Annotated in this window: 20 protein-coding genes; 8 read left to right on the plus strand and 12 right to left on the minus strand. The window is 66.7% G+C overall.

Annotation, left to right across the window (positions count from 1 at the left end; all coding sequences use genetic code 11):
- Nucleotides 1-19 precede the first annotated feature (19 nt).
- From AC1DIN_RS13770 to AC1DIN_RS13780, 3 genes are read right to left on the minus strand one after another with little or no spacing between them, the layout of a single operon-like run.
- Complete coding sequence (locus AC1DIN_RS13770) at nt 20-1,492, minus strand: protein adenylyltransferase SelO (protein ID WP_476810204.1); 1,473 nt, start codon at nt 1,490-1,492, stop codon at nt 20-22.
- A 40-nt stretch (nt 1,493-1,532) separates the two neighbouring features.
- Nucleotides 1,533-2,849 carry an MFS transporter gene (locus AC1DIN_RS13775; RefSeq protein WP_441470638.1) on the minus strand — a complete coding sequence of 439 codons (1,317 nt, stop codon included), beginning with the start codon at nt 2,847-2,849 and terminating at the stop codon, nt 1,533-1,535.
- Nucleotides 2,850-2,894: 45 nt separating this feature from the next.
- Nucleotides 2,895-3,257, minus strand: a complete 363-nt coding sequence (locus AC1DIN_RS13780; protein ID WP_476810205.1) for a MarR family winged helix-turn-helix transcriptional regulator — start codon at nt 3,255-3,257, stop codon at nt 2,895-2,897.
- A gap of 271 nt (nt 3,258-3,528) precedes the next feature.
- On the opposite strand from AC1DIN_RS13780, the gene AC1DIN_RS13785 reads away from it, so the two are divergent.
- The 6 genes from AC1DIN_RS13785 to AC1DIN_RS13810 all read left to right on the plus strand — a co-directional run bounded on the left by AC1DIN_RS13785 (nt 3,529) and on the right by AC1DIN_RS13810 (nt 11,021).
- Nucleotides 3,529-4,374 (plus strand): VOC family protein, encoded by an 846-nt coding sequence (locus tag AC1DIN_RS13785; protein WP_476810206.1) that lies wholly within the window; start codon nt 3,529-3,531, stop codon nt 4,372-4,374.
- Nucleotides 4,375-4,433: 59 nt separating this feature from the next.
- Nucleotides 4,434-6,038, plus strand: coding sequence for an ABC transporter substrate-binding protein (locus AC1DIN_RS13790; protein WP_476810207.1), 1,605 nt, complete (start codon nt 4,434-4,436; stop codon nt 6,036-6,038).
- A gap of 62 nt (nt 6,039-6,100) precedes the next feature.
- Complete coding sequence (locus AC1DIN_RS13795) at nt 6,101-7,078, plus strand: ABC transporter permease (protein ID WP_476810208.1); 978 nt, start codon at nt 6,101-6,103, stop codon at nt 7,076-7,078.
- 3 nt (nt 7,079-7,081) lie between these two features.
- Complete coding sequence (locus tag AC1DIN_RS13800) at nt 7,082-7,912, plus strand: ABC transporter permease (RefSeq protein WP_476810209.1); 831 nt, start codon at nt 7,082-7,084, stop codon at nt 7,910-7,912.
- On the plus strand, nt 7,909-9,543 hold the full coding sequence (locus AC1DIN_RS13805; protein ID WP_476810210.1) for an ABC transporter ATP-binding protein: 1,635 nt from the start codon (nt 7,909-7,911) through the stop codon (nt 9,541-9,543). Before AC1DIN_RS13800 ends, AC1DIN_RS13805 begins: the two co-directional genes overlap by 4 nt.
- Entirely contained in the window at nt 9,540-11,021 is a 1,482-nt protein-coding gene (locus AC1DIN_RS13810; protein ID WP_476810211.1) for an NAD(P)-binding domain-containing protein, read from the plus strand. The genes AC1DIN_RS13805 and AC1DIN_RS13810 overlap by 4 nt, the downstream gene beginning before the upstream one ends.
- A gap of 18 nt (nt 11,022-11,039) precedes the next feature.
- Here the strand turns inward: AC1DIN_RS13810 and AC1DIN_RS13815 are convergent, their stop codons facing one another.
- Nucleotides 11,040-12,326, minus strand: a complete 1,287-nt coding sequence (locus tag AC1DIN_RS13815) for an NAD(P)/FAD-dependent oxidoreductase (protein WP_476810212.1) — start codon at nt 12,324-12,326, stop codon at nt 11,040-11,042.
- Between the two features lie 190 nt (nt 12,327-12,516).
- Complete coding sequence (locus AC1DIN_RS13820; RefSeq protein ID WP_476810213.1) at nt 12,517-13,701, minus strand: MalY/PatB family protein; 1,185 nt, start codon at nt 13,699-13,701, stop codon at nt 12,517-12,519.
- 326 nt (nt 13,702-14,027) lie between these two features.
- Here AC1DIN_RS13820 and AC1DIN_RS13825 point away from each other — a divergent pair, with 326 nt between their 5' ends.
- Complete coding sequence (locus AC1DIN_RS13825) at nt 14,028-15,407, plus strand: M20/M25/M40 family metallo-hydrolase (RefSeq protein WP_476810214.1); 1,380 nt, start codon at nt 14,028-14,030, stop codon at nt 15,405-15,407.
- Between the two features lie 84 nt (nt 15,408-15,491).
- Here AC1DIN_RS13825 and AC1DIN_RS13830 read toward each other — a convergent pair whose 3' ends face one another.
- The 5 genes from AC1DIN_RS13830 to cyoA form a co-directional block, all read right to left on the minus strand.
- Complete coding sequence (locus AC1DIN_RS13830; protein ID WP_476766383.1) at nt 15,492-16,247, minus strand: SURF1 family protein; 756 nt, start codon at nt 16,245-16,247, stop codon at nt 15,492-15,494.
- A 154-nt stretch (nt 16,248-16,401) separates the two neighbouring features.
- Nucleotides 16,402-16,776, minus strand: a complete 375-nt coding sequence (gene cyoD, locus AC1DIN_RS13835; protein WP_476810215.1) for a cytochrome o ubiquinol oxidase subunit IV — start codon at nt 16,774-16,776, stop codon at nt 16,402-16,404.
- Nucleotides 16,773-17,408, minus strand: a complete 636-nt coding sequence (gene cyoC / locus AC1DIN_RS13840; protein WP_476766381.1) for a cytochrome o ubiquinol oxidase subunit III — start codon at nt 17,406-17,408, stop codon at nt 16,773-16,775. Before cyoC ends, cyoD begins: the two co-directional genes overlap by 4 nt.
- A gap of 9 nt (nt 17,409-17,417) precedes the next feature.
- Nucleotides 17,418-19,418 (minus strand): cytochrome o ubiquinol oxidase subunit I, encoded by a 2,001-nt coding sequence (gene cyoB, locus AC1DIN_RS13845; RefSeq protein ID WP_476810216.1) that lies wholly within the window; start codon nt 19,416-19,418, stop codon nt 17,418-17,420.
- A gap of 31 nt (nt 19,419-19,449) precedes the next feature.
- Nucleotides 19,450-20,580 carry a ubiquinol oxidase subunit II gene (gene cyoA / locus AC1DIN_RS13850; RefSeq protein ID WP_476810217.1) on the minus strand — a complete coding sequence of 377 codons (1,131 nt, stop codon included), beginning with the start codon at nt 20,578-20,580 and terminating at the stop codon, nt 19,450-19,452.
- A 136-nt stretch (nt 20,581-20,716) separates the two neighbouring features.
- Between cyoA and AC1DIN_RS13855 the strand changes: the two genes are divergently transcribed.
- Nucleotides 20,717-22,042, plus strand: a complete 1,326-nt coding sequence (locus AC1DIN_RS13855) for an MFS transporter (RefSeq protein ID WP_441470654.1) — start codon at nt 20,717-20,719, stop codon at nt 22,040-22,042.
- Nucleotides 22,043-22,170: 128 nt separating this feature from the next.
- On the opposite strand, the gene AC1DIN_RS13860 is transcribed toward AC1DIN_RS13855, so the two are convergent.
- Together AC1DIN_RS13860 and AC1DIN_RS13865 are read right to left on the minus strand one after the other, a co-directional pair.
- The gene (locus AC1DIN_RS13860) at nt 22,171-22,953 is read right to left on the minus strand and encodes an enoyl-CoA hydratase/isomerase family protein (protein ID WP_476810218.1); all 783 of its coding nucleotides are present in this window, start codon (nt 22,951-22,953) and stop codon (nt 22,171-22,173) included.
- 13 nt (nt 22,954-22,966) lie between these two features.
- Nucleotides 22,967-24,160, minus strand: a complete 1,194-nt coding sequence (locus AC1DIN_RS13865; protein WP_441470656.1) for a CaiB/BaiF CoA transferase family protein — start codon at nt 24,158-24,160, stop codon at nt 22,967-22,969.
- Between the last annotated feature and the right edge of the window lie 12 nt (nt 24,161-24,172).

Consider the following 24,172-nt stretch of genomic DNA (forward strand, 5'->3'; position numbering starts at 1 on the left):
TCTATGGACGCGCAAAACGCTAGGTGCCGCAGAAGGTTGCCAGCACGCGCTCATGCACGGCCGGCGGCTGAGCGTAGTCCTCACGGCCCGGTTGCTCGTCGTAGGGCTTCGCTAAGACGGCCAGCAATTCCTCGAACGGCGCCAGATCGTCCCGTTCCACGGCTGACTGGATCACCGCCTCGACCCGGTGGTTCCGCGGAATGAACAGCGGATTGACGCTTCGCATCGCGCGCTGCCGCTCTTCCGCGGAGGGGCTCTCCTGCTGCAGCCGCTGCTGCCAACGGACGTACCAATCGTCGAACTCTCCGGGATTGCCGAAGAGCTCGCGGCAGCTCTGCCCGTTGCCCCCGGCATCATCGCTGAGCCGCCGGAAGGTCAGCGTGAAATCCGCCTGTCCGCGCTGCATCGTGTCCAGCAGTCCCTTGATGAGCGGGACGTCATCGGGCTGTTCGGTCGCGAGGCCAAGCTTGCGGCGGAAGCCGGCGATCAGCGCGGCCTGGAACAGTTCATTGAAGCGGTTGACCGCGTCCTGCGCGATCGCGACGGCCTTTTCCTGGTCATCCGCCAGCAGCGGCAGCAGCGCCTCCGCGAGCCGCGTCAGGTTCCACAGCGCGATCGGCGGCTGGTTGCCATAAGCGTAGCGTCCGTGCTCGTCGATCGAGCTGAAGACGGTCGCCGGATCGTAGCTGTCCATGAAGGCGCAGGGGCCGTAATCGATGGTCTCGCCCGCGATCGACATGTTGTCGGTGTTCATCACGCCATGGATGAAGCCGATCAGCATCCAACGCGCAACGAGATCGGCCTGCGCGGCGACGACGGCTTCCAGCAGGGCAAGATACGGCGCTTCGCTCTCCGCCGCCGGCGGGTAGTGCCGCGCGATGACGTGGTCGGCGAGGAGGCGCAGCGCCTCGACATCGCGCCGCGCTGCGAAGAACTGGAACGTCCCGATTCGGATATGGCTGGCGGCAATGCGGGTCAGGATGGCGCCGGGCAGCAGCGTCTCGCGTCGAACCGTCTCGCCGGTCAGCACAGCAGCGAGCGCCCGTGTCGTCGGCACCCCGAGCGCGGCCATGGCTTCGCTGACGATGTATTCGCGCAGCACCGGCCCCAGCGCCGCCCGCCCGTCGCCCCGCCGCGAGAACGGCGTCGGGCCGGCTCCCTTGAGCTGGATGTCGCGGCGCTGGCCGTCACGGTCCACCACTTCGCCAAGGAGGATGGCCCGGCCGTCGCCGAGCTGCGGGCTGAAGCCGCCGAACTGATGCCCGGCATAGGCCGTCGCGATCGGGGTCGTGCCCTCGACGAGGCTGTTGCCGGCGAGCAGGGCCAAACCGTCCTGCCCTTTCAGCCAGCCCGGATCGAGGCCAAGCTGCCGCGCCAGCGCCTCGTTCAACTTGATCAGCCGGGGTGCCGCGACAGCAGTCGGGTTCACCGCGGCGTAGAACCGCTCCGGCAGGCGCGCATAGGAGTTGTCGAACGGAATCGCGATCATCATCCGTAGATATGCGCGCCAGCCGGCATGGCAACGTCAACCCTCATGCAGCCACCGGGACGAGGCCCCTCTCGCGCGGCTCGCGCACCGACACGATTGCGACGGCAGCGATGAGGCAGAGCACGCCGGCAATGAAGAAGGCCGGCAGGTAGCTCGCATAGACCGTGCGGCTGAAACCCGCCCCCCAGGCGGCGGTAGCGGCGCCGAGCTGATGGCCGGCGAAGATCCAGCCGAAGACGAGGTTGGCGCGTTCGCCGAAGCGGTCGGCCGCGAGCTTCACCGTCGGCGGCACCGTCGCCACCCAGTCGAGCCCGTAGAACACCGCGAAGATCGAGAGCTCGTAGAAGCTGAAGCTGGTGAAGGGCAGATAGATCAGCGAAAGCCCGCGCAGGCCATAGTACCAGAACAGCAGCTTGCGGCTGTCGAAGCGGTCGGACAGCCAGCCCGAGCCGACCGTGCCGGCGAAGTCGAAGACACCGATGATCGCAAGCATGCCGGCCGCGGCCACCGGCGCCATGCCGAAATCGCCGCAGAGCGAGACGAAATGGGTCTGCACCAGGCCGTTCGTGCTGGCGCCGCAGACGAAGAAGGTGCCGAACAGCGCCCAGAAGATGCCGGAGCGCGAGGCGTCCTTGAGTGCGACAAGCGGCGAGGCCAGCATCGCGCCCAGCGTCGCGGGTGCTGCTGGCGGCGCTGCCGTCGGAGCTGTCGCGCCATAGGGCGCCAGCCCGATATCGGACGGCCGGTCGCGCATCAGGATCAGCACCGCGACAGCGGCGAGCAGCAGCATGACGAGCACGACGGCGAGCGCGCTGCGCCAACCCACCGTCTCCGTCAGCGAGGCGAGCAGGGGCAGGAAGACGAGCTGGCCCGTCGCCGTGCTGGCCGTGAGCAAGCCGATCACAAGACCGCGCCGTGCCGCGAACCAGCGCGTCGCGACTGTCGCGCCCAGCACCATGGCGGTCAGCCCTGTGCCGAAGCCGACCACGACGCCCAGGAACAGCATCAGCTGCCACAGCGTGGTCATCACGAAGGAGCCGAGCACACCCGCGGCGATCAGCGTCAAGGCGACGGCCGCGACGCGCCGGACGCCGAAGCGGTTCATGAAGGCAGCGGCGAACGGCCCGATCAGCCCGAACAGCACCAGGCGGATCGCGAAGGCGGACGAGATCTCCGATGTCGACCAGCCGAACTCCTGATGCAGCGGGCCGATCAGGACGCCGGGCGCACCGACGGCGCCGGCCGTCACCAGCATGGTCAGGAAGGTGACCGCCGCGACCACCCAGCCATAATGGATGCCGCGGCGGGCGAAGAAGCGGGGTAATGCCGAGTTCTCGGCGGAGACGGCTATCTGCGACATGAGAGCATCCAATTTATGGGTATATACCCGCTTAAGATTAAACGATCAGAGAAGATCGCTCAGCCCGTTGAGAGCCTTGAGACGCTCGGCGCCAAGACGCCCGGTGATATCCTGCTGGCACGTCTCCCAGAGCGGAGATGCCTCCTCCAGAATCGCCTCCCCCTGCGCGCTCAGCGACACGACCAGCTCCCGCTGATCTTCGCCGCGCCCCAGTTGTACGAGGCCCATCTTCTCGACCACGCGGATATTGCGCCCCATGGTCGATCGATCGAGCTCCAGAAGCCGGCCCAGTTCCGTCAGGCTGACTGGCTGATGCCTCCGGACGTTCCTGAGGATCGCGAACTGGGCGATGTTGATCCCCACCGGCGCCAAAGCGACGTCGTAGAGTCCCGCAATCTTGCGGGTCACGGTCTTGAGGCGTGTGCAGTAACAGGCGATGGGCATAGTTGCGGGTATATGCCCGCTTCGCTGCAAAATCAAGCGCGATTCGACGACCGCGCCGCGGCGTGTCCAGCGCAGCCGGCCCGCATGGCACCGACCGCAAAAAGGAGATCATTCATCTCTAAAATCGGAAAACAACGATAAGGACATTCCCCATACCGCCCGACTAGATTGCCGACCGAAGAAGGAAATTCTTCGCTTACGCCGCTGCAGGGCGGCACTGTATCGGACCGGCCTGATGTCTCTCGATCATGTTCTCGGCGTCGACCATGTCGTCGTCGCCGTTCGCGACCTCGCTCTCTCGGCCAAGGCCTGGGAAGGGCTCGGCTTCACCGTCTCGCCGCGCGGCCTGCATTCGCCGCATATGGGCTCGGCCAATCACACGATCATGCTGCAGGAGGACTATCTCGAACTGCTCGGGATCGTCTCCGACACCGACCAGAACAAGCCCACGCGCGATTTCCTGGCGAAGCACGAAGGTGTCGAGCGCATCGCCTTCACCACCGACGACGCCGCGGCCGGAGCAGCCGAGATCACGGCGCGCGGCTTTCCGGCGATCGGACCGGTGCATTTCGGCCGGCCGGTGCCGCTTCCCGGCGGTGGCGAGGCCGATGCCAAGTTCAACGTCTTCCGCTGGCCGCTCGACGAGCAGCCCGGCGGCATCCGCATCTTCGCCTGCCAGCACCTGACGCGCGAGAACGTCTGGATCCCGGTTCTCCAGCAGCACGCCAACGGCGCCGTCGCGCTGCGTCGCATCGAGATCCTGTCGGCCGATCCGCAGGCCGCCGCGGCACATCTCTCGCGGCTGATCGACGAGCCTGCCCGGCAGGAGGGCGCTGCGTGGCGCGTCGCCTCCGGGCGCTCGCGCGCCGACATCCTGTTCTATACCGCCGAGACTTTCGCCGAGCGCTATCCCGGCGCCGTGCGGGAAGGCGCGGCGACGAAGGGCGTCGCTGCGCTGGTGCTGGCGACGCGCGATCTCGACGCCGCCGCCAAGGCCTCCGGAGCGATCCGCCACGGCGACGCCGCCAGCGTCCCCGCCGCTCGCGCCTCCGGTTCCGTGCTCAGCTTCGTGCCTGCCTGACCGGCACGGCTCCTGCATTCCGTCTTTCAGCCTCCGAGCTCAGATCGTCGAGGATCCCCATGGACTTCACCCGCCGTTCCATCCTGATGACCTCCGCCGCCATCGCGGCCAACGTCGTCAACCCGTTCAAGGCCTTCGCGCAGGAGACGCCGCGCAAGGGCGGCGTCTTCGGCGTTCACTACGGCGCCGAGCAGCGCCAGCTCAACCCGAGCCTGCAGGCCTCGACCGGCGTCTACATCATCGGCGGCAAGATCCAGGAGCCGCTGGTCGATCTCGATGCCAACGGCAACCCCGTCGGCGTCCTCGCCGAGAGCTGGGAGGCGACGCCGGACGGCAAGACCATCACCTTCAAGCTGCGCAAGGGCGTGACCTGGCATGACGGCCAGCCATTCACCTCGGCGGACGTCCAGTTCACCGCGATGGAGATGTGGAAGAAGATCCTGAACTACGGCACCACGCTGCAGCTCTTCCTCACCGCCGTCGACACGCCCGATCCGCACACCGCGATCTTCCGCTACGAGCGGCCGATGCCGCTGAACCTGCTACTGCGCGCCCTGCCCGATCTCGGCTACGTCTCGCCGCGCCATCTCTACGAGGGCAAGGGCGACATCCGGAACAACCCGGTCAACCTCGCGCCCATCGGCACCGGCCCTTTCAAGTTCGTCTCCTACGAGCGCGGCCAGCATGTGATCGCCGACCGCAACCCGAACTACTGGCGCGAGAACGCGCCCTATCTCGACCGCATCATCTGGCGCGTGATCACCGACCGTTCGGCCGCCGCCGCCCAGCTCGAAGCCGGCCAGTTGCACTACAGCCCGTTCTCGGGCCTGACGATCTCGGACATGGCCCGCCTGTCGCAGGACAAGCGCTTCATCGTCTCCACCAAGGGCAATGAGGGCAACGCCCGGACCAACACGATCGAGTTCAACTTCCGCCGCAAGGAACTCGCCGATATCCGCGTGCGCCGCGCCATCGCGCACGCACTGGATATCCCGTTCTTCATCGAGAACTTCCTCGGCGACTTCGCCAAGCGCGGCACCGGGCCGATCCCCTCGGTCTCGACCGATTTCTACCCCGCCGACAACGGCCCGCAATATCCGTTCGACAAGGCGCTGGCGGTCAAGCTGCTCGAAGAGGCCGGCTACAAGCCCGGCGCTGGCGGCACGCGCTTCTCGCTCCGGCTGACGCCCGCCCCCTGGGGCGAGGACATCTCACTGTTCTCCACCTTCATCCAGCAGTCGCTGGCGCAGGTCGGCATCAAGGTCGACATCGTCCGCGTCGACGGCGGCGGCTTCCTGAAGAGCGTCTACAACGACTGGGATTTCGACCTCGCCACCGGCTGGCACCAGTACCGCAACGATCCGGCCGTCTCGACGACGGTCTGGTATCGCTCCGGCCAGCCCAAGGGCGCGCCCTGGACCAACCAGTGGGACTGGAAGGACGAGGCCGTCGACAAGATCATCGACGACGCGGCAACCGAGGTCGATCCAGCCAGGCGCAAGGCGCTCTATGGCGAGTTCGTCCGCAAGGTGAACACCGAGCTGCCGATCTGGACGCCGATCGAACAGATCTTCGTCACCACGATCAGCGCCAAGGCCCGCAATCACTCGAACACCCCGCGCTGGGGCTCGTCGAGCTGGCACGACCTTTGGTTGGCCGAGTAAGAACAAGAACAGGAGAGCGGGCCGGCCTCTCGCGCGGCCCGCGACAACACGGCGCGTAGACCATGCGTATCCTCACCCTCGCGGGGCGGCGGCTCGCCGCCTCGATCCCGACGCTGTTGCTGATCCTGATCGGCATCTTCCTGCTGCTGCAGTTCGCGCCCGGCGACACTGTCGACGCCATGATGGCGCAGATGGGCGGCGGCGATGCCAAGCTCGCGCAGGAACTGCGCCGCTTCTACGGGCTCGACCTCTCCACCGCCGAGCGGCTCGGCCAGTATCTCTGGCGGCTGGTCCGGTTCGATCTCGGCCATTCCGCCATCTACGGCAAGCCGGTCGCCAGTGTCATCGCCGAGCGCCTTCCCGCGACGCTGCTGCTGATGGTCTCCGCGCTTTCCTTCGCCTTCTTCGCCGGCATCGTATTCGGCGTCCTCGCCGCGCGCGATGTCAATCGCTGGCAGGACACGCTGATCTCGACGCTCGGCCTGATCTTCTACGCCACGCCCTCTTTCTGGTTCGGGCTGATGGCGATCGTGGTGTTCTCCGTGCATCTGCAATGGCTGCCGGCCGGCGATTTCGAGGATATCGGCGCTGGCCTCACGGGTTTCGCCCGCACGCTCGACATCGCGCGCCACCTCGTCCTGCCGACGCTGACGCTCGGGCTGATCTATCTCGCCATCTATCTGCGGCTGATGCGCGGCGCGATGCTGGAGGTCCTCAACCTCGATTTCGTCCGCACCGCCCGCTCGAAGGGCCTCGACGAGACGCGGGTCATCACCCGCCATGTCCTGCGCAACGCGCTGCTGCCGATGGTGACGCTGATCGGCCTGCAGGCCGGCACGATGCTCGGCGGCTCGGTCGTCGTCGAAAGCGTCTTCTCGCTACCCGGCCTCGGCCGCCTCGCCTATGAATCGGTGATTCAGCGCGATCTCAACACGCTGCTCGGCATCGTCTTCGTCTCGGCGCTGCTGGTGATCGTCGTGAACTTCATCGTCGATCTGCTCTATGCGCGGCTCGACCCGCGCATCGCGCCGGAGGGCTGAGCAATGGACGCCCTCAAGCGCTATTTCCGCAGCCCGCCGGCAGTGATCGGCCTCATCCTCCTGCTGGTCGTCATCGCGATGGCGGCGAGCGCCGGCTGGCTCTTCCCGCGCGATCCGCTGGCGCTCGCCGGCCGGCCGCTGCAATGGCCGCTCGCCAATCCGCGCTTCCTGCTAGGCACCGACAATTCCGGCCGCGACATAGCCGCCCAGATTTTCTACGGCGCGCGCATCTCGCTGCTGATCGGCATCGTCGCCACGGTCATCGCGGTCGCGATCGGCATCGTCATCGGCGCGCTCGCCGGCTTCTATGGCGGCAAGGTCGACACCGTGCTGATGCGCATCACCGAGGCGTTCCAGACCCTGCCGAACTTCCTGCTGCTTCTGGTGCTCGTCGTCGTCTTCGGCTCGACGCTGCCGACGGTGATGGTCGCGATCGGCATCGTCTCGTGGCCGGCGCCCGCCCGCCTCACCCGCGCCGAGTTCCTCTCGCTGCGCAACCGCGAATTCGTGCAGGCCGGGCGCACCATCGGCCTCTCCGACCTCAAGCTGATCTTCGGCGAAATCCTGCCCAACGCGCTGCCGCCGGTCATCGTCTACGCCAGCGTCGTCATGGCGGTCGCTATCCTGCTCGAAAGTTCGCTCGCCTTCCTCAAGCTCTCCGACCCCAACGTCGCCTCCTGGGGCAACCTGATCGGGCTCGGCCGCGACGTGCTGCGCGTGCAGTGGTACGTCTCGGCCATCCCCGGCTTCGCGATCGTGCTCACCGTGCTCGGCGTCTCGCTGGTCGGCCAGGGACTGAACGACGCCCTCAACCCGAGGCTCAAGGGACGATGAGCGCGATCCTTACCCTCGACGGACTGACTGTCAGCCTGCCGGAGGGAGCCGACCGGCCCCACGCAATGCAAGACGTCTCGCTGGAGCTGAAGGCGGGCGAGATCGTCTGCGTCGTCGGCGAATCCGGCTCCGGCAAGTCGATGACCGCCAATGCGATCATGCGGCTCCTGCCCACCGGCGTCGCGATCGAGCGCGGCCGGATCCTTTTCGAAGGCCGCGACATCGCCGCCCTGGCTGAAGCCGAGATGCGAAAAATTCGCGGCGCCGGCATCGCCATGATCTTCCAGGAGCCGATGACGGCGCTGAACCCGCTGCGCTCGATCGGCGACCAGATCGGCGAGATGCTCAGTATCCATACCGCTCTCGACAGGCGCGCGATCGCGGCCCGTGTTCAGGACCTCCTGACGGAAGTCCAGATCCCGGAGCCCGAGCGCGCCGCCAAAGCCTATCCGCACGAGCTCTCGGGCGGTCAGCGCCAGCGCGCCATGATCGCGATGGCGCTCGCGCTCGATCCGAAGGTGCTGATCGCGGACGAGCCGACGACGGCGCTCGACGTCACCACCCAGGCACAGATCCTCAAGCTCATCCGCGAGCTGCAGGCGCGCAAGGGCACCGCCGTGCTCTTCATCACCCACGACTTCGGTGTCGTCGCCGAGATCGCGGACCGCGTCGTGGTGATGCAGCACGGGCTCGTCGTCGAGCAGGGCGAACCCAAGACCGTCCTGAGCCGTCCCAGCCACCCCTATACCCGTCAGCTCATCGCGGCCGTGCCGGCCCTGAAGCCGCCGCCGCCGCGCCCGCTTTCGGATGAGGCGATACTGACGATCGAGAACGTCTCGAAGACCTATCGCACCGGCGGCTTCCTCGGCCGTGGCCAGCGCGTCACCCATGCGGTGAAGAACGTGACGCTCACCCTGCCGAAGGGCGCGACGCTCGGCATCGTCGGCGAGTCCGGTTCGGGCAAGTCGACGCTGGCACGCTGCATCATTCGGCTGATCGACCCCGATGCCGGCGCGATCCGCCTGAAAGGCGAGGACCTGACCAAGCTCTCGCGCTCGGAGATGCGCGCGCGCAGCCGGCACATCCAGATGGTGTTCCAGGACCCCTTCGCCTCGCTCAATCCCCGCCGCAAGGTCGGTGATCTCGTCGCGCAGGGCCTCGTCGTCAACGGCATGCCGCGCCGGCAGGCGCTGGAGCGCGCCCGCGAGCTCTTCGGCCTCGTCGGGCTCGATCCCGCAGCGGCGGACCGCTATCCGCACGAGTTCTCCGGCGGCCAGCGCCAGCGCATCGGTCTGGCGCGGGCTCTTGCGCTCGAACCCGACGTCCTCGTCGCCGACGAGCCGGTCTCGGCCCTCGACGTCTCCGTCCAGGCGCAGGTGCTCAAGCTCCTCGCCGATCTGCGCGAGCGGCTGGGGCTCTCCATCGTCTTCATCACCCATGACCTGCGCGTCGCGGCGCAGGTCTGCGATCTCGTCGCGGTGATGAAGAACGGCGAGGTCGTGGAGGCCGGCACGGTGGCCGAGGTGTTCGGCCAGCGCAAACACCCCTACACGCAGGCGTTGCTCGCCTCGATCCCCGGCCAGGGCTTCGGCACGGCCGAGGCCGTCCGCAAAACGGCGGAGGTTCCATGATGAAGCGCATCGCGACGCCGGTGCCGATCGCCGGCGGCCTTGCCCGCCACGAAGCACAGGTGAAGCGCGACCTCGCCTTGCTTGGCTTCCCGGCCAAGCCCTGGCTCCATCCGCGGACGATAAATGCGAGCGAGCCGGTTCTCGACGTCGCCATCATCGGCGCCGGCATGAACGGTATCGCCGCGGCTTCGGCGCTTCTGGCCAAAGGCATCACCAACATCCGCGTATTCGACGCCAACGAGCCGGGGCGCGAAGGTCCGTGGAATCGCTATGCGCGCATGGACACGCTGCGCTCGCCCAAGACGCTGACCGGGCCGGCCCTCGGCATCCCCTCGCTGACCTTCGCCGCCTGGTACATGGCGAGCTTCGGCGAAGCGGCGTGGGAGGCCCTCTACAAGATCCCCAATGCCGTCTGGGTCGATTATCTCGGCTGGCTCCAGCGCGTGCTGGATCTGCCGGTGCAGCACCGGACCACCCTGTCGAAGCTGCGGCCTCGTGACGGCCTGCTCGCCCTCGATATCGGGACAGCGGAGGGAGTGAAGACCGTCTTCGCGCGCCATGTCGTTCTGGCGACCGGGCGAGGCGGCGCCGGCGGCGATGTCTGGCCAGACGTCGTACCGTCGGCGCTTAAGCCGGCCTTCGCAGCTCACAGCAATGACCCGATCGATTTCGACAAGCTGCGCGGCAAGTCGGTCGGCGTCATCGGCGGCAGCGCCTCGGCCTGGGACAATGCAACGACCGCGCTGGAGCAAGGCGCGGCAAGCGCGGCGATGTATCTGCGCCGGCCGCATCTGCCGCAGATCAACAAGGGGCGGGGCTCGGCCAACCCCGGCTACTTCCACGGTTGGGGTGCCCTGCCGGATGCCGAGCGCTGGGCGCTCGCGGCATATCTCGACGACATGCTGGCGCCGCCGCCGCACGAGACCGTGTTGCGCGCCCTGAGATCGGACGGGCTCGACATCCGTTTCCGCCACAGCGTGGCGGCTGTCCGCCGCGAGGGCGAACAGGTCGTGCTCGACATCGACACGCCCGAAGGCCGGATCGAGCGCTGCCACGACTTTCTCGTCGTCGCCACCGGCTTCCAGATCGACGCGGCCAACATCGCGGAACTGGAGGACTTCGCGCCGCATATCGCGCGCTGGAGCGATCGCTACACACCGCCGACCGGGCTCGCCCGCTCCGCCCTGGCGCGGGCGCCCTATCTCGGCCCGGGCTTCGAGCTCCAGCCGCGCAGCGCCGATGCACCGGCCGAACTCTCGCGCATCCATCTCGTCAACCACGGCGCCCTTGTCAGCCATGGCGCAATCGCGAGCGACATTCCCGGCGTCGCCATCGCCGGAGAGCGCGTCGCGCAGGCGCTCGTCGCCGGCTTCTTCCGGCAGGACATCGCCGAGGTCCAGCGCGATCTCGAAGCCTTCGACGAGCCGGAGCTGAAGGATACGCCGTTCTTCAGGCCGGAGGATTTCCCGCATTCCTGACGCGGACGAGGCATGCCATCAGCGCGGCAGGCCGGTTTCGCCGCCCTTCGCCGGTCCCTGCGTGATCAGGCGTGCGCTGCGGTGCCCGCTGACATAGATCCACAGCCAGTTCAGCGCGACGGCGAGGCGGTTGCGCAGGCCGATCAGGAAGAAGATGTGCGCGATGCCCCAGGTCCACCAGGCGATGCGCCCCTTCAGCTTGATCCAGCCGAAATCGACGATGGCCGCACGCTTGCCGATGGTCGCAAGATTGCCGGCATTGCCATAGGCGAAGGGCGGCGGCGCGGCCTTGCCCTTCAGCCGCGCCGTGATCACCCCGGCAACATAGCGCCCCTCCTGCTTGGCCGCAGGCGCGACACCCGGCACCGGCTTGCCGTCCGCTGACACGACATGGGCCGTGTCTCCGACGACGAAGATGTTGGCGTCGCCGGGGACGGTGAGGTCGGGCTCGACCATCACCCGCCCGGCCCTGTCGGCCGGCGCTCCCAGCCATTCCGCCGCCGGCGAGGCTGCAACGCCCGCTGCCCACAGGATCGTCTTCGCCGGCAGGAAGGTGCCCCCAAGCTCGATACCGTCCTCGGTGCAGCGCGACACCGCACGGCCGGTCTTGACCTCGACGCCGAGCCGGGTCAGCGCGCGGTCCGCATAAGCCGAGAGGTCTTCGGTGAAGCCCGCCAGGATGCGCGGGCCCGCCTCGACCAGAACCACCCGCGCGCTGCGGGTATCGAAATTGCGGAAGTCGGTGCGCAGCGTGTCATGCGCCAGCTCGGCGATCGTGCCGGCGAGCTCGACGCCCGTCGGCCCCGCCCCGATGATGACGAAGGTCAGCAACTCGGCGCGCCGGGCCTCGTCCGTCTCCCACTCCGCCTGCTCGAAAGCCGACAGCACGCGCCGCCGGATCTTCGTCGCATCCTCAAGCGTCTTCAGGCCGGGCGCATAGGGCTCCCATTCGTCATGGCCGAAATAGGCATGGCGCGCGCCGGTCGCGAGGATCAGGCTGTCGAAGGCGAGCGGCGGCTCGCCTTCTATCAGCACGTTCTTTGCGTTCCTATCGACGCCGACGACGTTGCCCAGGAGCGTGGTGACGTTCGGATAGCGGCGCAGCAGCGAGCGGACCGGCCAGGCGATCTCGGAGGTCGGCAAAGACGCCGTCGCGACTTGATAGAGCAGCGGCTGGAAGAGATGGTGGTTGCGTCGGTCGACGACCGTGATCCTGACCGGCGCGCCGGCAAGATTGCGCGCCGCTTCCAGCCCGCCGAAGCCGGCCCCGACGATGACGACGTGGTGGGCGGCGGCGGCCGTCATCGGCTATCCGATGTCGGCGAAGCTGCGGCGACGATATCCGGAGATGCGTCTCATGAGGTCTCCCGCTCCAACCAATAAGCCCGTGCGAGCCCGGCGAAAAGCGGAGAGATCAATGCGGGGCGCGACAGCCGTCCCGCATCAGGCGCAACGCGCGTTCTGCCTGCCAGGCGCGGCGGCCCGGCAAACAGCGCTACTGCAGGTCCCGGAAGGCTTCCTGCAGCCGCTCGACGGCCTCGACCACCGTGGCGCGCGGCGTGGCAAGATTGAAGCGCAGGAAGCTGTCGCCCCCCGTGCCGAAGCTCGGGCCGTGGTTTACCGCGATCTTCGCCTGCTTCTCGACACGGGCGGTGAATTCCGCACGTTCCATGCCGGTTCCGGCAAGATCCACCCAGGCGAGATAGGTCGCCTCGAGCGGCATCGAGCGCAGGCCGGGGATGGCATTCACCCCGTCGTCGAACAGCTTCCTGTTGCCGTCGATATAGGCCACCAGCCGGTCGACCCAGGCCGCGCCCTCCGGGCTGTAGGCGGCGGTCGCCATCGCCATGCCGAAGGAGTTGGGCGAGATGCCATGCGCGTTCATCCGCGCGCGGAAGCGCTCGCGCAGAGCCTCGTCGGGGATGATGACATTGCCGATATGGGCCCCGGCGATGTTGAAGGTCTTGGTTGTCGCCGTCATCATCACGAGGCGGTCGACGATGTCGGGCGCCGCGAGCGGCATTACTGTGTGCCGATACCCCGGCATGACCAGATCGTGGTGGATCTCGTCGGCGACGAGGATCAGATCGTGGCGCTTGCAGAACGCCGCGATCTCGCGAAGCTCGTCGGCGGTCCAGACGCGCCCACCCGGATTATGCGGCGAGCACAGGATCAGCATCCGCTCGCGGCCGGTCATCTGCGCGTCCCACGCCGGAATGTCGAGGACATAGCGGCCGTCCTCGACCGGGAGCTGGCACTCGACGACCTGCCGGCCGGCGGAGCGGATGATGCGGGCGAAGGCGTGGTAGACCGGCGTCATCAGCACGACGCCGTCGCCCGGCGCGGTGAAGGCATCGACGCAGAGGGCCGTGCCGTTGACCAGGCCGTGGGTGGTGAAGATCGCCTCCGACGCCACCTCCCAGCCATGGCGGGTCTTCATCCACCAGCGGATGGCGTCACTATTGGTGCGGTCATCGCCGAAATAGCCGTAGACGCCATGGCTTGCCATGCGCTCCACCGCCTGCTGGACGCAAGGAGGCGGCCGGAAATCCATGTCGGCCACCCACATGGCGATGCCGTCGGAAGCCGACACGCCATAGTTCTTCTCCATCGTGTCCCATTTGGCGGAATGGGTTCCGCGGCGGTCGATCAGCTCGTCGAAGTCCGGCATTCTAAACATTGATTATCCCCAGAAGCGGCCGCGAGTGTTTGAATCCGGTCCGCTTCCGCCCGTTTTGCCGCGTCGGATCGCGGGCGTAAACCGGCGAAACCACCACGGCAGCTTTCGAAAATCAGCATGACGACGCAGACGAAGAGCGCGGCGACGGACGACCTCCCGGCTTGTCCTTGCCGCATGGCCGCTGCGGCGGGAATGGCGAGGCGTTCCGGTTGAGAGGCGCAGGATCACCGCCTAGGCTGGCCGCGCTCCCGCTCGGGAGCCGGCCCGACCTGCGGGCGGTCTTTGATTCACAATCGCAACGTTTTTCCGCAAAGGCCTACAACGCAATGGCTTCCTCCGACGCCTTGGCTCCGGTCTTCGATCATATCGAAGCCAACCGCAGCACCTTCCTCGAACGGCTGATCGACTATCTGCGCCACCCGAGCATCAGCGCCGAGAACATCGGCATCGCCGAGGTCGGGGCTCTCTTGGTCGAGATGCTGACGGAGATCGGGCTCGAGACCAGCCTCGTGCAGACCGAAGGACACCCCATGGTCGTCGCCCGCTGGGAGAAGGCGCCGGGCAAGCCGACAGTGCTGCTATACGGCCATTACGACGTGCAACCGCCGGACCCGCTCGACAAGTGGGTTTCCCCGCCCTTCGAGCCCACGATCCGCGATGGCCGCCTCTACGCGCGCGGCGTCGGAGACAATAAGGGCCAGCACTTCGCCCAGATCCTGGCGATCGAATCCCATCTCAAGGTCCATGGCGAACTGCCCTGCAACGTCATCCTGCTGCTGGAGGGCGAGGAGGAGATCGGCAGCCCGCGCATCGCCGGCTTCGTGCGCGCCAACCAGGACAAGCTGAAGGCCGATCTCGCCGTCACCGCCGACGGCCCGCGCCATGCCAGCGGCGCGCCGACCATCAAGTTCGGCTCACGCGGCGTCGTCTCCTTCGACCTGCGCTGTCGCCATGCCAGCCGCGACGTCCATTCCGGCAATTTCGGCGGTGTCGTGCCGAACCCGATCTGGACGTTGGTCCACCTGCTCGCCACCATGAAGAACGCCAATGGCGAGATTACCATCGAGGGCCTGCACGACGACGTCCAGCCGCCGACCGCCGAGGATCTGGAGGCGATCGAGCGCCTGCCGCTCGATATTGAGGCGTTCAAGCAGGGCCTCAGCCTCAAGCGCCTCGACGCACCGCTCGACCGGCCCTTCTATGATCGCCTCTGCTTCCAGCCGACGCTGACGATCAACGGCTTCCACGGCGGCTATGGCGGGCCGGGCACCAAGACCGTGCTGCCGAACGAGGCGCTGGTGAAATGCGACATCCGGCTCGTCGAGGCGCAGGACCCGGAGGATATCCTCCGCAAGGTCAGGGCGCATGTCGAAAAGCACGCGCCGGAGGTCGAGTTCATCGTCGAGGAAACCGGCATGCAGCCCTCGAAGACGCAGATCGCCTCGCGCTATACCGCGCCGCTGCGCCGCGCCTTCGTCGCCGCCCATGGCGAGGAGCCGCTGCTGATCCCGGCCGGCTTCGGCAGCCTGCCGAACTACGTCTTCACCAAGATCCTCGGCATCCCCGCCTATGTCACGCCCTATGCCAACCATGACGAGGCCAACCACGCGCCGAATGAGAACATGACGCTGGATTGCTTCCAGAGCGGCATCAGGACGGGCGCGGCGCTCCTGCACGAGTTGGGGCAGTTGCAGAACAAGGACTGATCGCCCACCCAAAACTCCCCCGTCATTCCGGGGCAAGTCCGGAATGACGGCGTGTTCCCGAAGCATGCTGGATGCACGCCGAGTCTACGAGGCCGACATTTCCTCGTCGGCCTTGCCCCTCAGCAGGAAGATGCCGGCACCGGCGCTCATCAGGGCGAGGCAAAACCAGGTCAGCGCATAGACCAGATGCGCGTTGCGGAAATTGACCTGGGTCATGCCGCCCTGCGGCAGCGGCCCAGGCTCGGAGGCCGCATCGGCATCGACGAAATAGGGTGCGACCTCGCCCAGGCCTCGCGCCGAGGCGATCGCGGCAACGTCGCGTGAATACCAGCGCCCCGCGGCAGGATCGTTGGCGCGCAGGAAACCGCCTGTCGGCTCGGTGAGCCGCAACAGCCCGACCACCCTCGCCTGTTCGCCGGCAACCTTGCGCCGGTCCTCAGCCCCGCGCCGATCCTCCGGCACGAAGCCGCGATTGACGAGGACGGTGAAGCCTGAATCGGCGCGGAACGGCGCGAGCACCCAGAAGCCCGGACCGCGCTCGGTCACGGCCATCGTCAGCGTCTCCGGCGCATCGAGATAGCGCCCCTGCAGAGCGACACGGCGGTATTCGTCGGCAGCTTGGTTGATCGCAGGCCACTCCGACGGCCCTGGCGCAGCCACGGCCGGCGCATGGACGCGCGCATCGACGCGGGCGATCAGGTCGAGCTTCCAGCTCCGCCGCTGGACCTGCCAGACTCCGAGGCCCGCGGCGACCAGCGCAACCAGTGCGAGCGCAAGAACGAAGATGAGGCGGGCGACGCGCGGGCGGCGCCTCGCTCTTGGTACCGGCGGCGGCGTCATGCCGGCGCGTCCGGAGAACGTTTGGCAACTCGCTGCGGAGAGTCGAATGGCAGTGTTTTCGAGAACCTGAGCGGAGCGCACTTCCGCACGTGAGCACCGGAAACGCAGAAAACGCCGTCAGTCGACTGCCGTAGCGGAATTGCCAAGCTGGCTCTCACATCTTGTGCAGCTCGGTCGGCATCATGTTGGTGTTGAGGTGGTACATCACCCACAGCGAACCGGAGAGCGCGATCGCCACGATGACGATCGTGAAGATCAGCGCCATCATCGTCCAGCCGCTTTCGGAGCGGCTGTTCATGTGCAGGAAGTAGACCATGTGGACGACGATCTGCACGGCGGCAAAGCCCATGATCACGATCGCGGTCAGCACCGAATTGCTGAGCACATCGTTCATGACCAGCCAGAACGGGATCGCCGTCAGGACAACCGAAAGCAGGAAGCCGGTGATATAGCCGCGCAGGCTGCCATGCGGCTCCCCGTGGCCGCCGTGCCCGTCTTGATGCTCGACGTGGTTCTGGCCAGCGCTCATTTCAGCACGCCCATCAGATAGACGAAGGTGAAGACGCCGATCCAGACGACGTCGAGGAAGTGCCAGAACATGCTCAGGCACATTAGCCGGCGCCGATTGGCCTCGATCAGCCCGCGCCGCCTGACCTGGACCATCAGCACCGTCAGCCAGATCAGGCCGAAGGTGACATGCAGCCCATGCGTGCCGACCAGCGTGAAGAACGAGGACAGGAAGGCGCTGCGCATCGGCGTCGCGCCCTCATGGATCATATGCGCGAACTCGTAGAGCTCGATCGCGAGGAAGGCGAGCCCGAAGAGCCCGGTGACCACGAGCCAGGCCTGCATCGCCGCCTGCCGGCCCTTGTCCATAGCGAGCATGGCGAAGCCGTAGGTGATCGAGGAAAGCAGCAGCATGGTGGTGTTGACCGCCACCAGCCTGAGGTCGAACAGGTCAGCGCCCGAAGGCCCCGCCGCATAGTTGCGCCCCAGCACGCCGAAGGTCGCGAAGAGAACTGCAAAAACCAGGCAGTCGCTCATCAGGTAGAGCCAGAAGCCGAGCATGGTCGAGCCGCCGGAGTGCTCGTGCTCGTCTTCCGTCACATAGAAGGCCGGAACACCGTTCGCAGCCTGCGCTTCCGCTCTCGCCTTAGCCATCATCGCCCCTCAGGCCCGGCTAAGCTGTTCGGTGCGCGAATCTTCTTCGCGCAGAATGGCTTCGGCCGGGATGTGGAAGTCGCGGTTGTAGTTGAAGGTATGCGCGATCGCCGTCGCCAGGACGCCGACGAAGCTGAGCGCCGCCAGCCACCAGATGTACCAGATCAAGGCGAAGCCGCAGATCGTCGCGAACCCGGCGATGATCAGACCAGCGCTCGTGTTCCGCGGCATGTGGATCGGCCGGAAGCCGCCGAGCGGGCGCTTGGAGCCGCGCTTCTTCATGTCGGCCCAGGCGTCGAGGTCGTGCACTATCGGCGTGAAGGCGAAGTTGTAGGCCGGCGGCGGCGACGAGGTCGACCATTCCAGCGTGCGCCCGTCCCAGGGATCGCCGGTCGTATCGCGCAACTCCTCGCGGCGCAGGATGCTGACGCCGATCTGGATGATGAAGCAGAGGATGCCGAGCGCGATCAGCACCGCTCCTGCAGCCGCGAGCACGAACCAGATCTGGAGCGAGGGGTCTTCGAAACGGCTCAGGCGCCGCGTCACGCCCATCAGGCCGAGCACATAGAGCGGCATGAAGGCAACGTAGAAGCCGATCACCCAGAACCAGAAGGAGAGCAGGCCCCAGAACCGGTCGAGCTTGAAGCCGAAGGCTTTCGGGAACCAGTAGGCGATGCCCGCGAAGACGCCGAAGACCACGCCGCCGATGATGACGTTGTGGAAATGGGCTATCAGGAACAGGCTGTTGTGCAGCACGAAATCGGCCGGCGGCACCGCCAGCATGACGCCGGTCATGCCGCCAATGACGAAGGTCAGCATGAAGGCGACAAGCCACATCATCGGCAGCTCGAAGCGGATACGGCCGCGATACATCGTGAACAGCCAGTTGAAGATCTTCGCGCCCGTCGGGATCGAGATGATCATCGTCGTGATGCCGAAGAAGGAGTTCACGCTGGCGCCCGAGCCCATCGTGAAGAAGTGATGCAGCCAGACGAGATACGACAGGATGGTGATGACCACCGTCGCGTAGACCATCGAGGCGTAGCCGAAGAGGCGCTTGCCGCAGAAGGTCGAGGCCACCTCCGAATAGACGCCGAAGATCGGCAGGATGAGGATGTAGACCTCGGGATGGCCCCAGATCCAGATCAGGTTCACGTACATCATCGGGTTGCCGCCGAGGTCGTTCGTGAAGAAGTTGGTGCCGACATAGCGGTCGAGCGTCAGCAGCGCGAGCGTCGCCGCCAGGATCGGGAAGGTCGCGACGATCAGCACGTTGGTGCACAGCGCCGTCCAGCTGAAGACCGGCATCTTCATCAAGTCCATGCCGGGCGCGCGCATCTTCACGATGGTCGCGATCAGGTTGACGCCCGACAAGGTGGTGCCGACGCCCGCGATCTGCAGCGCCCATAGGTAATAATCCATGCCGACCCCGGGCGAGTAGGCAGCCCCCGAGAGTGGCGGATAGGCAAGCCAGCCCACCTTGGCGAATTCACCGACGAAGAGCGACATCATCACCAGAACGGCGCCGCCCACCGTCATCCAGAAGCTGAAATTGTTCAGGAAGGGGAAGGCGACGTCGCGGGCGCCGATCTGCAGCGGCATGACGTAGTTCATCAGGCCCGTGACGAAGGGCATCGCCACGAAGAAGATCATGATCACGCCATGGGCCGTGAAGATCTGGTCGTAATGGTGCGGCGGCAGGTAGCCCTCGTTGCCGGCGAAGGCGATCGCCTGCTGGCCGCGCATCATCAGCGCGTCGGCGAAGCCGCGCAGCAGCATGATCACGCCCAGGATCATGTACATGATCCCGATCTTCTTGTGGTCCACGCTGGTGAACCACTCGTGCCAGAGATAGCCCCAGAGCTTGTAGCGGGTGACGAGCGCGATGAGCGCCAGTCCGCCGAGCGCGACCGCCGCGAAGGTCCCGAGCAGGATCGGCTCGTGATAGGGGATCGCTTCGAGCGTGAAGCGTCCGAACAGCAGCTTCCACCAGTCGGGGTAGGAGGTCATGGTTCCCTCGCTCGCTACGCGCGCAAGCGCTTCAGTTGGCGACGCGGGCGGTGACGCCCGCGGTGCCGTAGACATCGGTCGGCGTGCAGATCGCCGTCACGAAGGGGCGCGGCGGCATCGGCTGCCCGCCCCTGCGCACGCTCTTGTCGTATTCGAGCGATGCGACGATATAGATGCCCTCCTTGCCGCCGCCGCCCTTGGCATCCATCGCCATCATGTCGCGCGTGCACATCTTGGCGCGGTCGACACACATGTTGAGGATGGCGCCGAAGAGATCGGACGGGACGTCACGGAACTGGCGCACCGGCTCGCGCTCGCTGGGACGCTCCAGCACGAGATACTCCTCGCGCCCGAGCGGCTTGCCGTTGCCGATCGCGCCCTGCACCCACTCGCCGAAGCCCTTCTCGTCGACGCCCCGGAATCGGAAGCGCATGTCGGAGAAGCCGGCGCCGCTGTAGTTCGCCGAAAAGCCCTCGAAATCGCCGGGATGATTGATCACGGCGTTGAGCTTCGTCTGCATGCCCGGCATCGCGTAGATCTGGCCGGCGAGCGCGGGAATGAAGAGCGAGTTCATCACCGAAGAGGAGGTGATGCGGAACTCGATCGGCTGATCGACCGGCGCCACCACCTCGTTGAGCGAGGCGATGCCCTGCGCCGGGTAGAGGAACAGCCATTTCCAGTCGAGCGCCACGACCTGGATGACCAGCGGCTGCTTCCTGGGTCCGTTCCCGCCCGCTTTCGCTTCGACGGCCGGCTTGTTCGCGCTGATGCGGTCGAGCGGCCGATAGGGATCGAGCAGATGCGTGCCCATCCAGGTCATCGCGCCGATGATGACGATGATCAGCAGCGGCACCGACCAGATCACCACCTCGAGCGGCAGCGAATGGTTCCAGTCCGGGTGATAGGTGGAATTTGCCGAGGCGCGGTAGCGCCAGGCGAAGAAAATCGTCAGCGCCATCACCGGAATGATGATGAGCAGCATCAGCGCCGTGGAGGCGAGCATGAGGTTTCTTTGCTGCATCGCAACATCGCCCGACGGCGACAGCAATACCCACTGGCATCCGCCAAGCAGCGCAAAAACCGGCAAAGCCGCTAAAAATCGAAAGATCCGCAAGAGACTCGTGACCTCCCTCTTCCGGGAACAGCCGTTCTCTATTCCCATTCTTTCGCACCGCACATCGGACAATCTGTCCCATTGCGGCCGTTTGACGGGTGGCTTCTATCCACCGTATCCATTTGTATGAGGTGCGGGCAAGCCCGGTCGTTCCGGTGAGCCCCCCAGCGAGGAATTCGCGGTCATGAGCGCTGACGCGGCGAGCCATTCATCGGGGCATCTGACGGACGAGCACGGACGGGATCACGTGACGCCCGCCGATATCGCGCTCGGCGTCATCATCGGCCGGACGTCGGAGTATTTCGACTTCTTCGTCTTCGGCCTCGGCTGCGTGCTGGTCTTCCCCGAACTGGTCTTCCCCTTCGTCGACCGGCTCACCGGCACGCTCTACGCCTTCGGCATCTTCGCACTCGCCTTCGTGACGCGCCCCTTCGGCTCGGTGCTGTTCTTCGCGATCGACCGGCGCTACGGCCGGGCGACCAAGCTCACCGCGGCGCTGTTTCTCCTCGGCGGCTCGACGGCCGCCATCGCCTTCCTGCCGGGCTACGAGACGATCGGCATCTGGTCCGTCGTCATCCTCGCCGGCTTTCGCCTGCTGCAGGGCATCGCGCTCGGCGGCGCCTGGGACGGGCTGTCCTCGCTGCTCGCCCTCAACGCGCCGCCTAACCGGCGCGGCTGGTATGCGATGCTGCCGCAGCTCGGCGCCCCCTTCGGCTTCATCCTCGCCGCCGGGCTCTTCGCCTATTTCGAGGGCGCGCTCTCGAAGGAGGACTTCCTCGGCTGGGGCTGGCGCTACCCCTTCTTCGTCGCGCTGACGATCAACGTCGTGGCCCTGTTCGCCCGGCTACGCATGGTCGCGACCCATGAATTCGCCGAGTTGATGGAAACGCGCGAGCTGGTGCCGGTGCCGGTGTCCGAACTCATCCGCGCCCATGGCTGGACGCTCGTCATCGGCGCCTTCGTGCCGCTGGCGAGCTTCGCGCTCTTTCACCTTGTCACCATCTTCCCGGTGAGCTGGATCAACCTCTACACCGACCGCTCCGTCTCGGAGTTCCTGCTGGTCCAGGGCGCGGGCGGCGTGGTCGGAGCGGGCGCGATCGTCACCTCCGGCCTGATCGCCGACCAGATCGGCCGTCGCAACACATTGCTCCTGTCCGGCTCGATGATCGCGCTGTTCAGCCTGTCGAGCATCGTCGCACCACTGCTCTTCGGCGACAGCCTGGCGGGCCAGACGATCTACGTCATCATCGGCTTCGGCCTGCTCGGCCTCTCCTACGGCCAGACGGCCGGCGCGGTCGCGTCGAGCTTCGGCACGCAGTATCGCTACACCGGCGCGGCCCTGACCTCCGACTTCGCCTGGCTCATCGGCGCCGGCTTCGCGCCGCTGGTGGCGCTGACCGTGTCGAGCACCTTCGGCCTCGCCTGGGTCGGCGTCTACCTGCTCTCCGGCGCACTCTGCACGCTGGCGGCGCTGACGATCGACCGCAGGCTGGAGAGCCGCTACGGCTGAGCGGCCTTCGGCGCGTCATTCTCGGGCGACCGCAGGGAAACCCGAGAATCGTCACGAGGTTTGGGTTCCCGACCGGGCTTGTCCAGAGATGCTCGGGTCAAGCCCGAGCATGACGGTTATGGCCGCGATCAGCGCCCCGTCCAGTTGGGCGGACGCTTGCCGAGGAAGGCTTCCATGCCCTCGCGGAAATCGGCGCTGGTGTAGCAGAGCGTCACCAGATCGCGGCCGTCGAGCCCCTCCGCGGTCGCGGCCGTCAAACGGCGCATCGCTTCCTTGGTGGCGCGCATGGTCAGCGGCGCATGGCCGGCGATGGTCTGCGCCAGCGCGCCCGCCCGGTCCATCAGCGCAGCGTGGTCCGGCAGCAGCTCGCTGTAGAGACCGATGCGCTGCCCCTCCTCCGCCTCGACAAGCCGCGCGGTGAAGACGATGTCCTTGACCCGCGCCGGGCCGAGCATCGCGTAGAGCCGCGCATAGTTCTCCATCGACAGGCAGTTGCCGAGCGTGCGCGCGATCGGGAAGCCGAAGCGCGCCGTCAGGCTCGCGATCCTGAGATCGCAGGCGAGCGCGATCGCCGCGCCGCCCCCCGTCACCGCGCCGGAAATCGCGGCGAGTGTCGGCACCGCACAGCGCTCGATCGTCCCGATCACGGTCTCGATGCGCTCCTCATAGGCGAGTGCGTCGTCGGCACTCTCGAAGGCGCGGAATTGGGAGATGTCGGTGCCGGCGCCGAACGCCTTGTCGCCGGCCCCGGTCATGATGATCACGCGCGGATCGCCATGATCGGCCGGATCGCGGCAGATCTCGGCAATGCGCTCATACATCGCGAAGGTCAGCGCGTTGCGCGCCTGTGGCCGGTTGAGCGTGATCGTGCCGACCCCATTCTCGACCGCATATAGAATTTCGTCGCTCACTTGAGGGTCTCCGTCAGATCACGCCTTCGGCCCGCAGTCTTGCGAGCCCTGCTTCGTCATAGCCGAGCCCGGCCAGGATCTCGTCATTATGCTGCCCGGCCGTCGGTGTCGGCGTCGCGACATCAGCCGGCGTGCGCGATAGCGTCACGGGCTGGCCGACGAGGCGGATATCGCCGAGCTCGGGGTGGCTCACCGGCCTGGCGATGCCGAGATGGCGCACCTGCGGGTCCTCGAACATCTCGTCGACCGCATAGATCGGCCCGGCCGGAACGCTGTTGCGCTCCATCGCCTCCAGCCAATGAGCGCTGTCGGCCTCGGCGAAAATCTCCTCGATCACCTCCCTCAGCTCCGGCCGGCGCGCAAAGCGTTTCTCCATGCTGTCGTAGCGAGCATCGGCGCCCCATTCCGGCCGTCCGATCGCGCGGCAGAAGGAACGCCATTGTTCCTCGCCTCCGACGCCGAGATTGATCGCGCCGTCGCGCGTCCGGTAGACGCCCATCGGCGTCTGGTAGGGGTGATCATTGCCGGCCTGCGGCGGAACGGAGCCCTCGACGAGATAGCGCGCCGCCTGGAAATCCATCATCGCGATCTGGGCTTCGAGCAGCGAAGTCTGCACCCACTGGCCCTTTCCGGATGCGGCGCGCTCCTGCAGCGCCACCAGCGCGCCGACAGCGCCGTAGAGTCCTGCCGAGGAATCGGCGAGCGCGATGCCGGCCCGGACCGGCCCCTGCCCCGGCAGGCCGGTCACCGACATCATCCCGCCCATGCCCTGCGCGATCTGATCGAAGCCCGCGCGGGTCCGGTATGGGCCGGACTGGCCGAAGCCGGAGATCGAGACCAGAATCAGCCGTGGATTGCGGGCGTGCAACGTCTCGAAATCGAGCCCGAGCCGTTCCTTCACATCGGGCCGGAAGTTCTCGACGAGCAGATCGGCGTCGTCGACGAGCTTCATCAGGATCGCCCTGCCCTCCGGCGTTTTCAGATTGAGCGCCAGCGAGCGCTTGTTGCGGTGCAGGTTCTGCATGTCGTAGCCGAGGCGCGGCCCGCTCATGTTCTCGTTTGGATCGACGCCCGGCGGGCTTTCCACCTTGATCACGTCGGCGCCGAAATCGGCGAAGACGCGCACACAGGTCGGCCCCGCCCGCACCCGTGTCAGATCCAGCACGCGGAGCCCCGCAAGGGCTGTCGATGGTCTCGGCTGCGCCATTTTTCGTTCGCT

Source organism: Allobosea sp. 05T438 (assembly GCF_056396025.1).

Coding starts and splice junctions, on each gene's coding strand:
- AC1DIN_RS13770 (WP_476810204.1), bottom strand. CDS start 1,492: ATGATGATCGCGATTCCGTTCGACAACTCCTATGCGCGCCTGCCGGAG.
- AC1DIN_RS13775 (WP_441470638.1), bottom strand. CDS start 2,849: ATGTCGCAGATAGCCGTCTCCGCCGAGAACTCGGCATTACCCCGCTTC.
- AC1DIN_RS13785 (WP_476810206.1), top strand. CDS start 3,529: ATGTCTCTCGATCATGTTCTCGGCGTCGACCATGTCGTCGTCGCCGTT.
- AC1DIN_RS13790 (WP_476810207.1), top strand. CDS start 4,434: ATGGACTTCACCCGCCGTTCCATCCTGATGACCTCCGCCGCCATCGCG.
- AC1DIN_RS13795 (WP_476810208.1), top strand. CDS start 6,101: ATGCGTATCCTCACCCTCGCGGGGCGGCGGCTCGCCGCCTCGATCCCG.
- AC1DIN_RS13800 (WP_476810209.1), top strand. CDS start 7,082: ATGGACGCCCTCAAGCGCTATTTCCGCAGCCCGCCGGCAGTGATCGGC.
- AC1DIN_RS13805 (WP_476810210.1), top strand. CDS start 7,909: ATGAGCGCGATCCTTACCCTCGACGGACTGACTGTCAGCCTGCCGGAG.
- AC1DIN_RS13810 (WP_476810211.1), top strand. CDS start 9,540: ATGATGAAGCGCATCGCGACGCCGGTGCCGATCGCCGGCGGCCTTGCC.
- AC1DIN_RS13815 (WP_476810212.1), bottom strand. CDS start 12,326: ATGACGGCCGCCGCCGCCCACCACGTCGTCATCGTCGGGGCCGGCTTC.
- AC1DIN_RS13820 (WP_476810213.1), bottom strand. CDS start 13,701: ATGTTTAGAATGCCGGACTTCGACGAGCTGATCGACCGCCGCGGAACC.
- AC1DIN_RS13825 (WP_476810214.1), top strand. CDS start 14,028: ATGGCTTCCTCCGACGCCTTGGCTCCGGTCTTCGATCATATCGAAGCC.
- AC1DIN_RS13830 (WP_476766383.1), bottom strand. CDS start 16,247: ATGACGCCGCCGCCGGTACCAAGAGCGAGGCGCCGCCCGCGCGTCGCC.
- cyoD (WP_476810215.1), bottom strand. CDS start 16,776: ATGAGCGCTGGCCAGAACCACGTCGAGCATCAAGACGGGCACGGCGGC.
- cyoC (WP_476766381.1), bottom strand. CDS start 17,408: ATGGCTAAGGCGAGAGCGGAAGCGCAGGCTGCGAACGGTGTTCCGGCC.
- cyoB (WP_476810216.1), bottom strand. CDS start 19,418: ATGACCTCCTACCCCGACTGGTGGAAGCTGCTGTTCGGACGCTTCACG.
- cyoA (WP_476810217.1), bottom strand. CDS start 20,580: ATGGGAATAGAGAACGGCTGTTCCCGGAAGAGGGAGGTCACGAGTCTC.
- AC1DIN_RS13855 (WP_441470654.1), top strand. CDS start 20,717: ATGAGCGCTGACGCGGCGAGCCATTCATCGGGGCATCTGACGGACGAG.
- AC1DIN_RS13865 (WP_441470656.1), bottom strand. CDS start 24,160: ATGGCGCAGCCGAGACCATCGACAGCCCTTGCGGGGCTCCGCGTGCTG.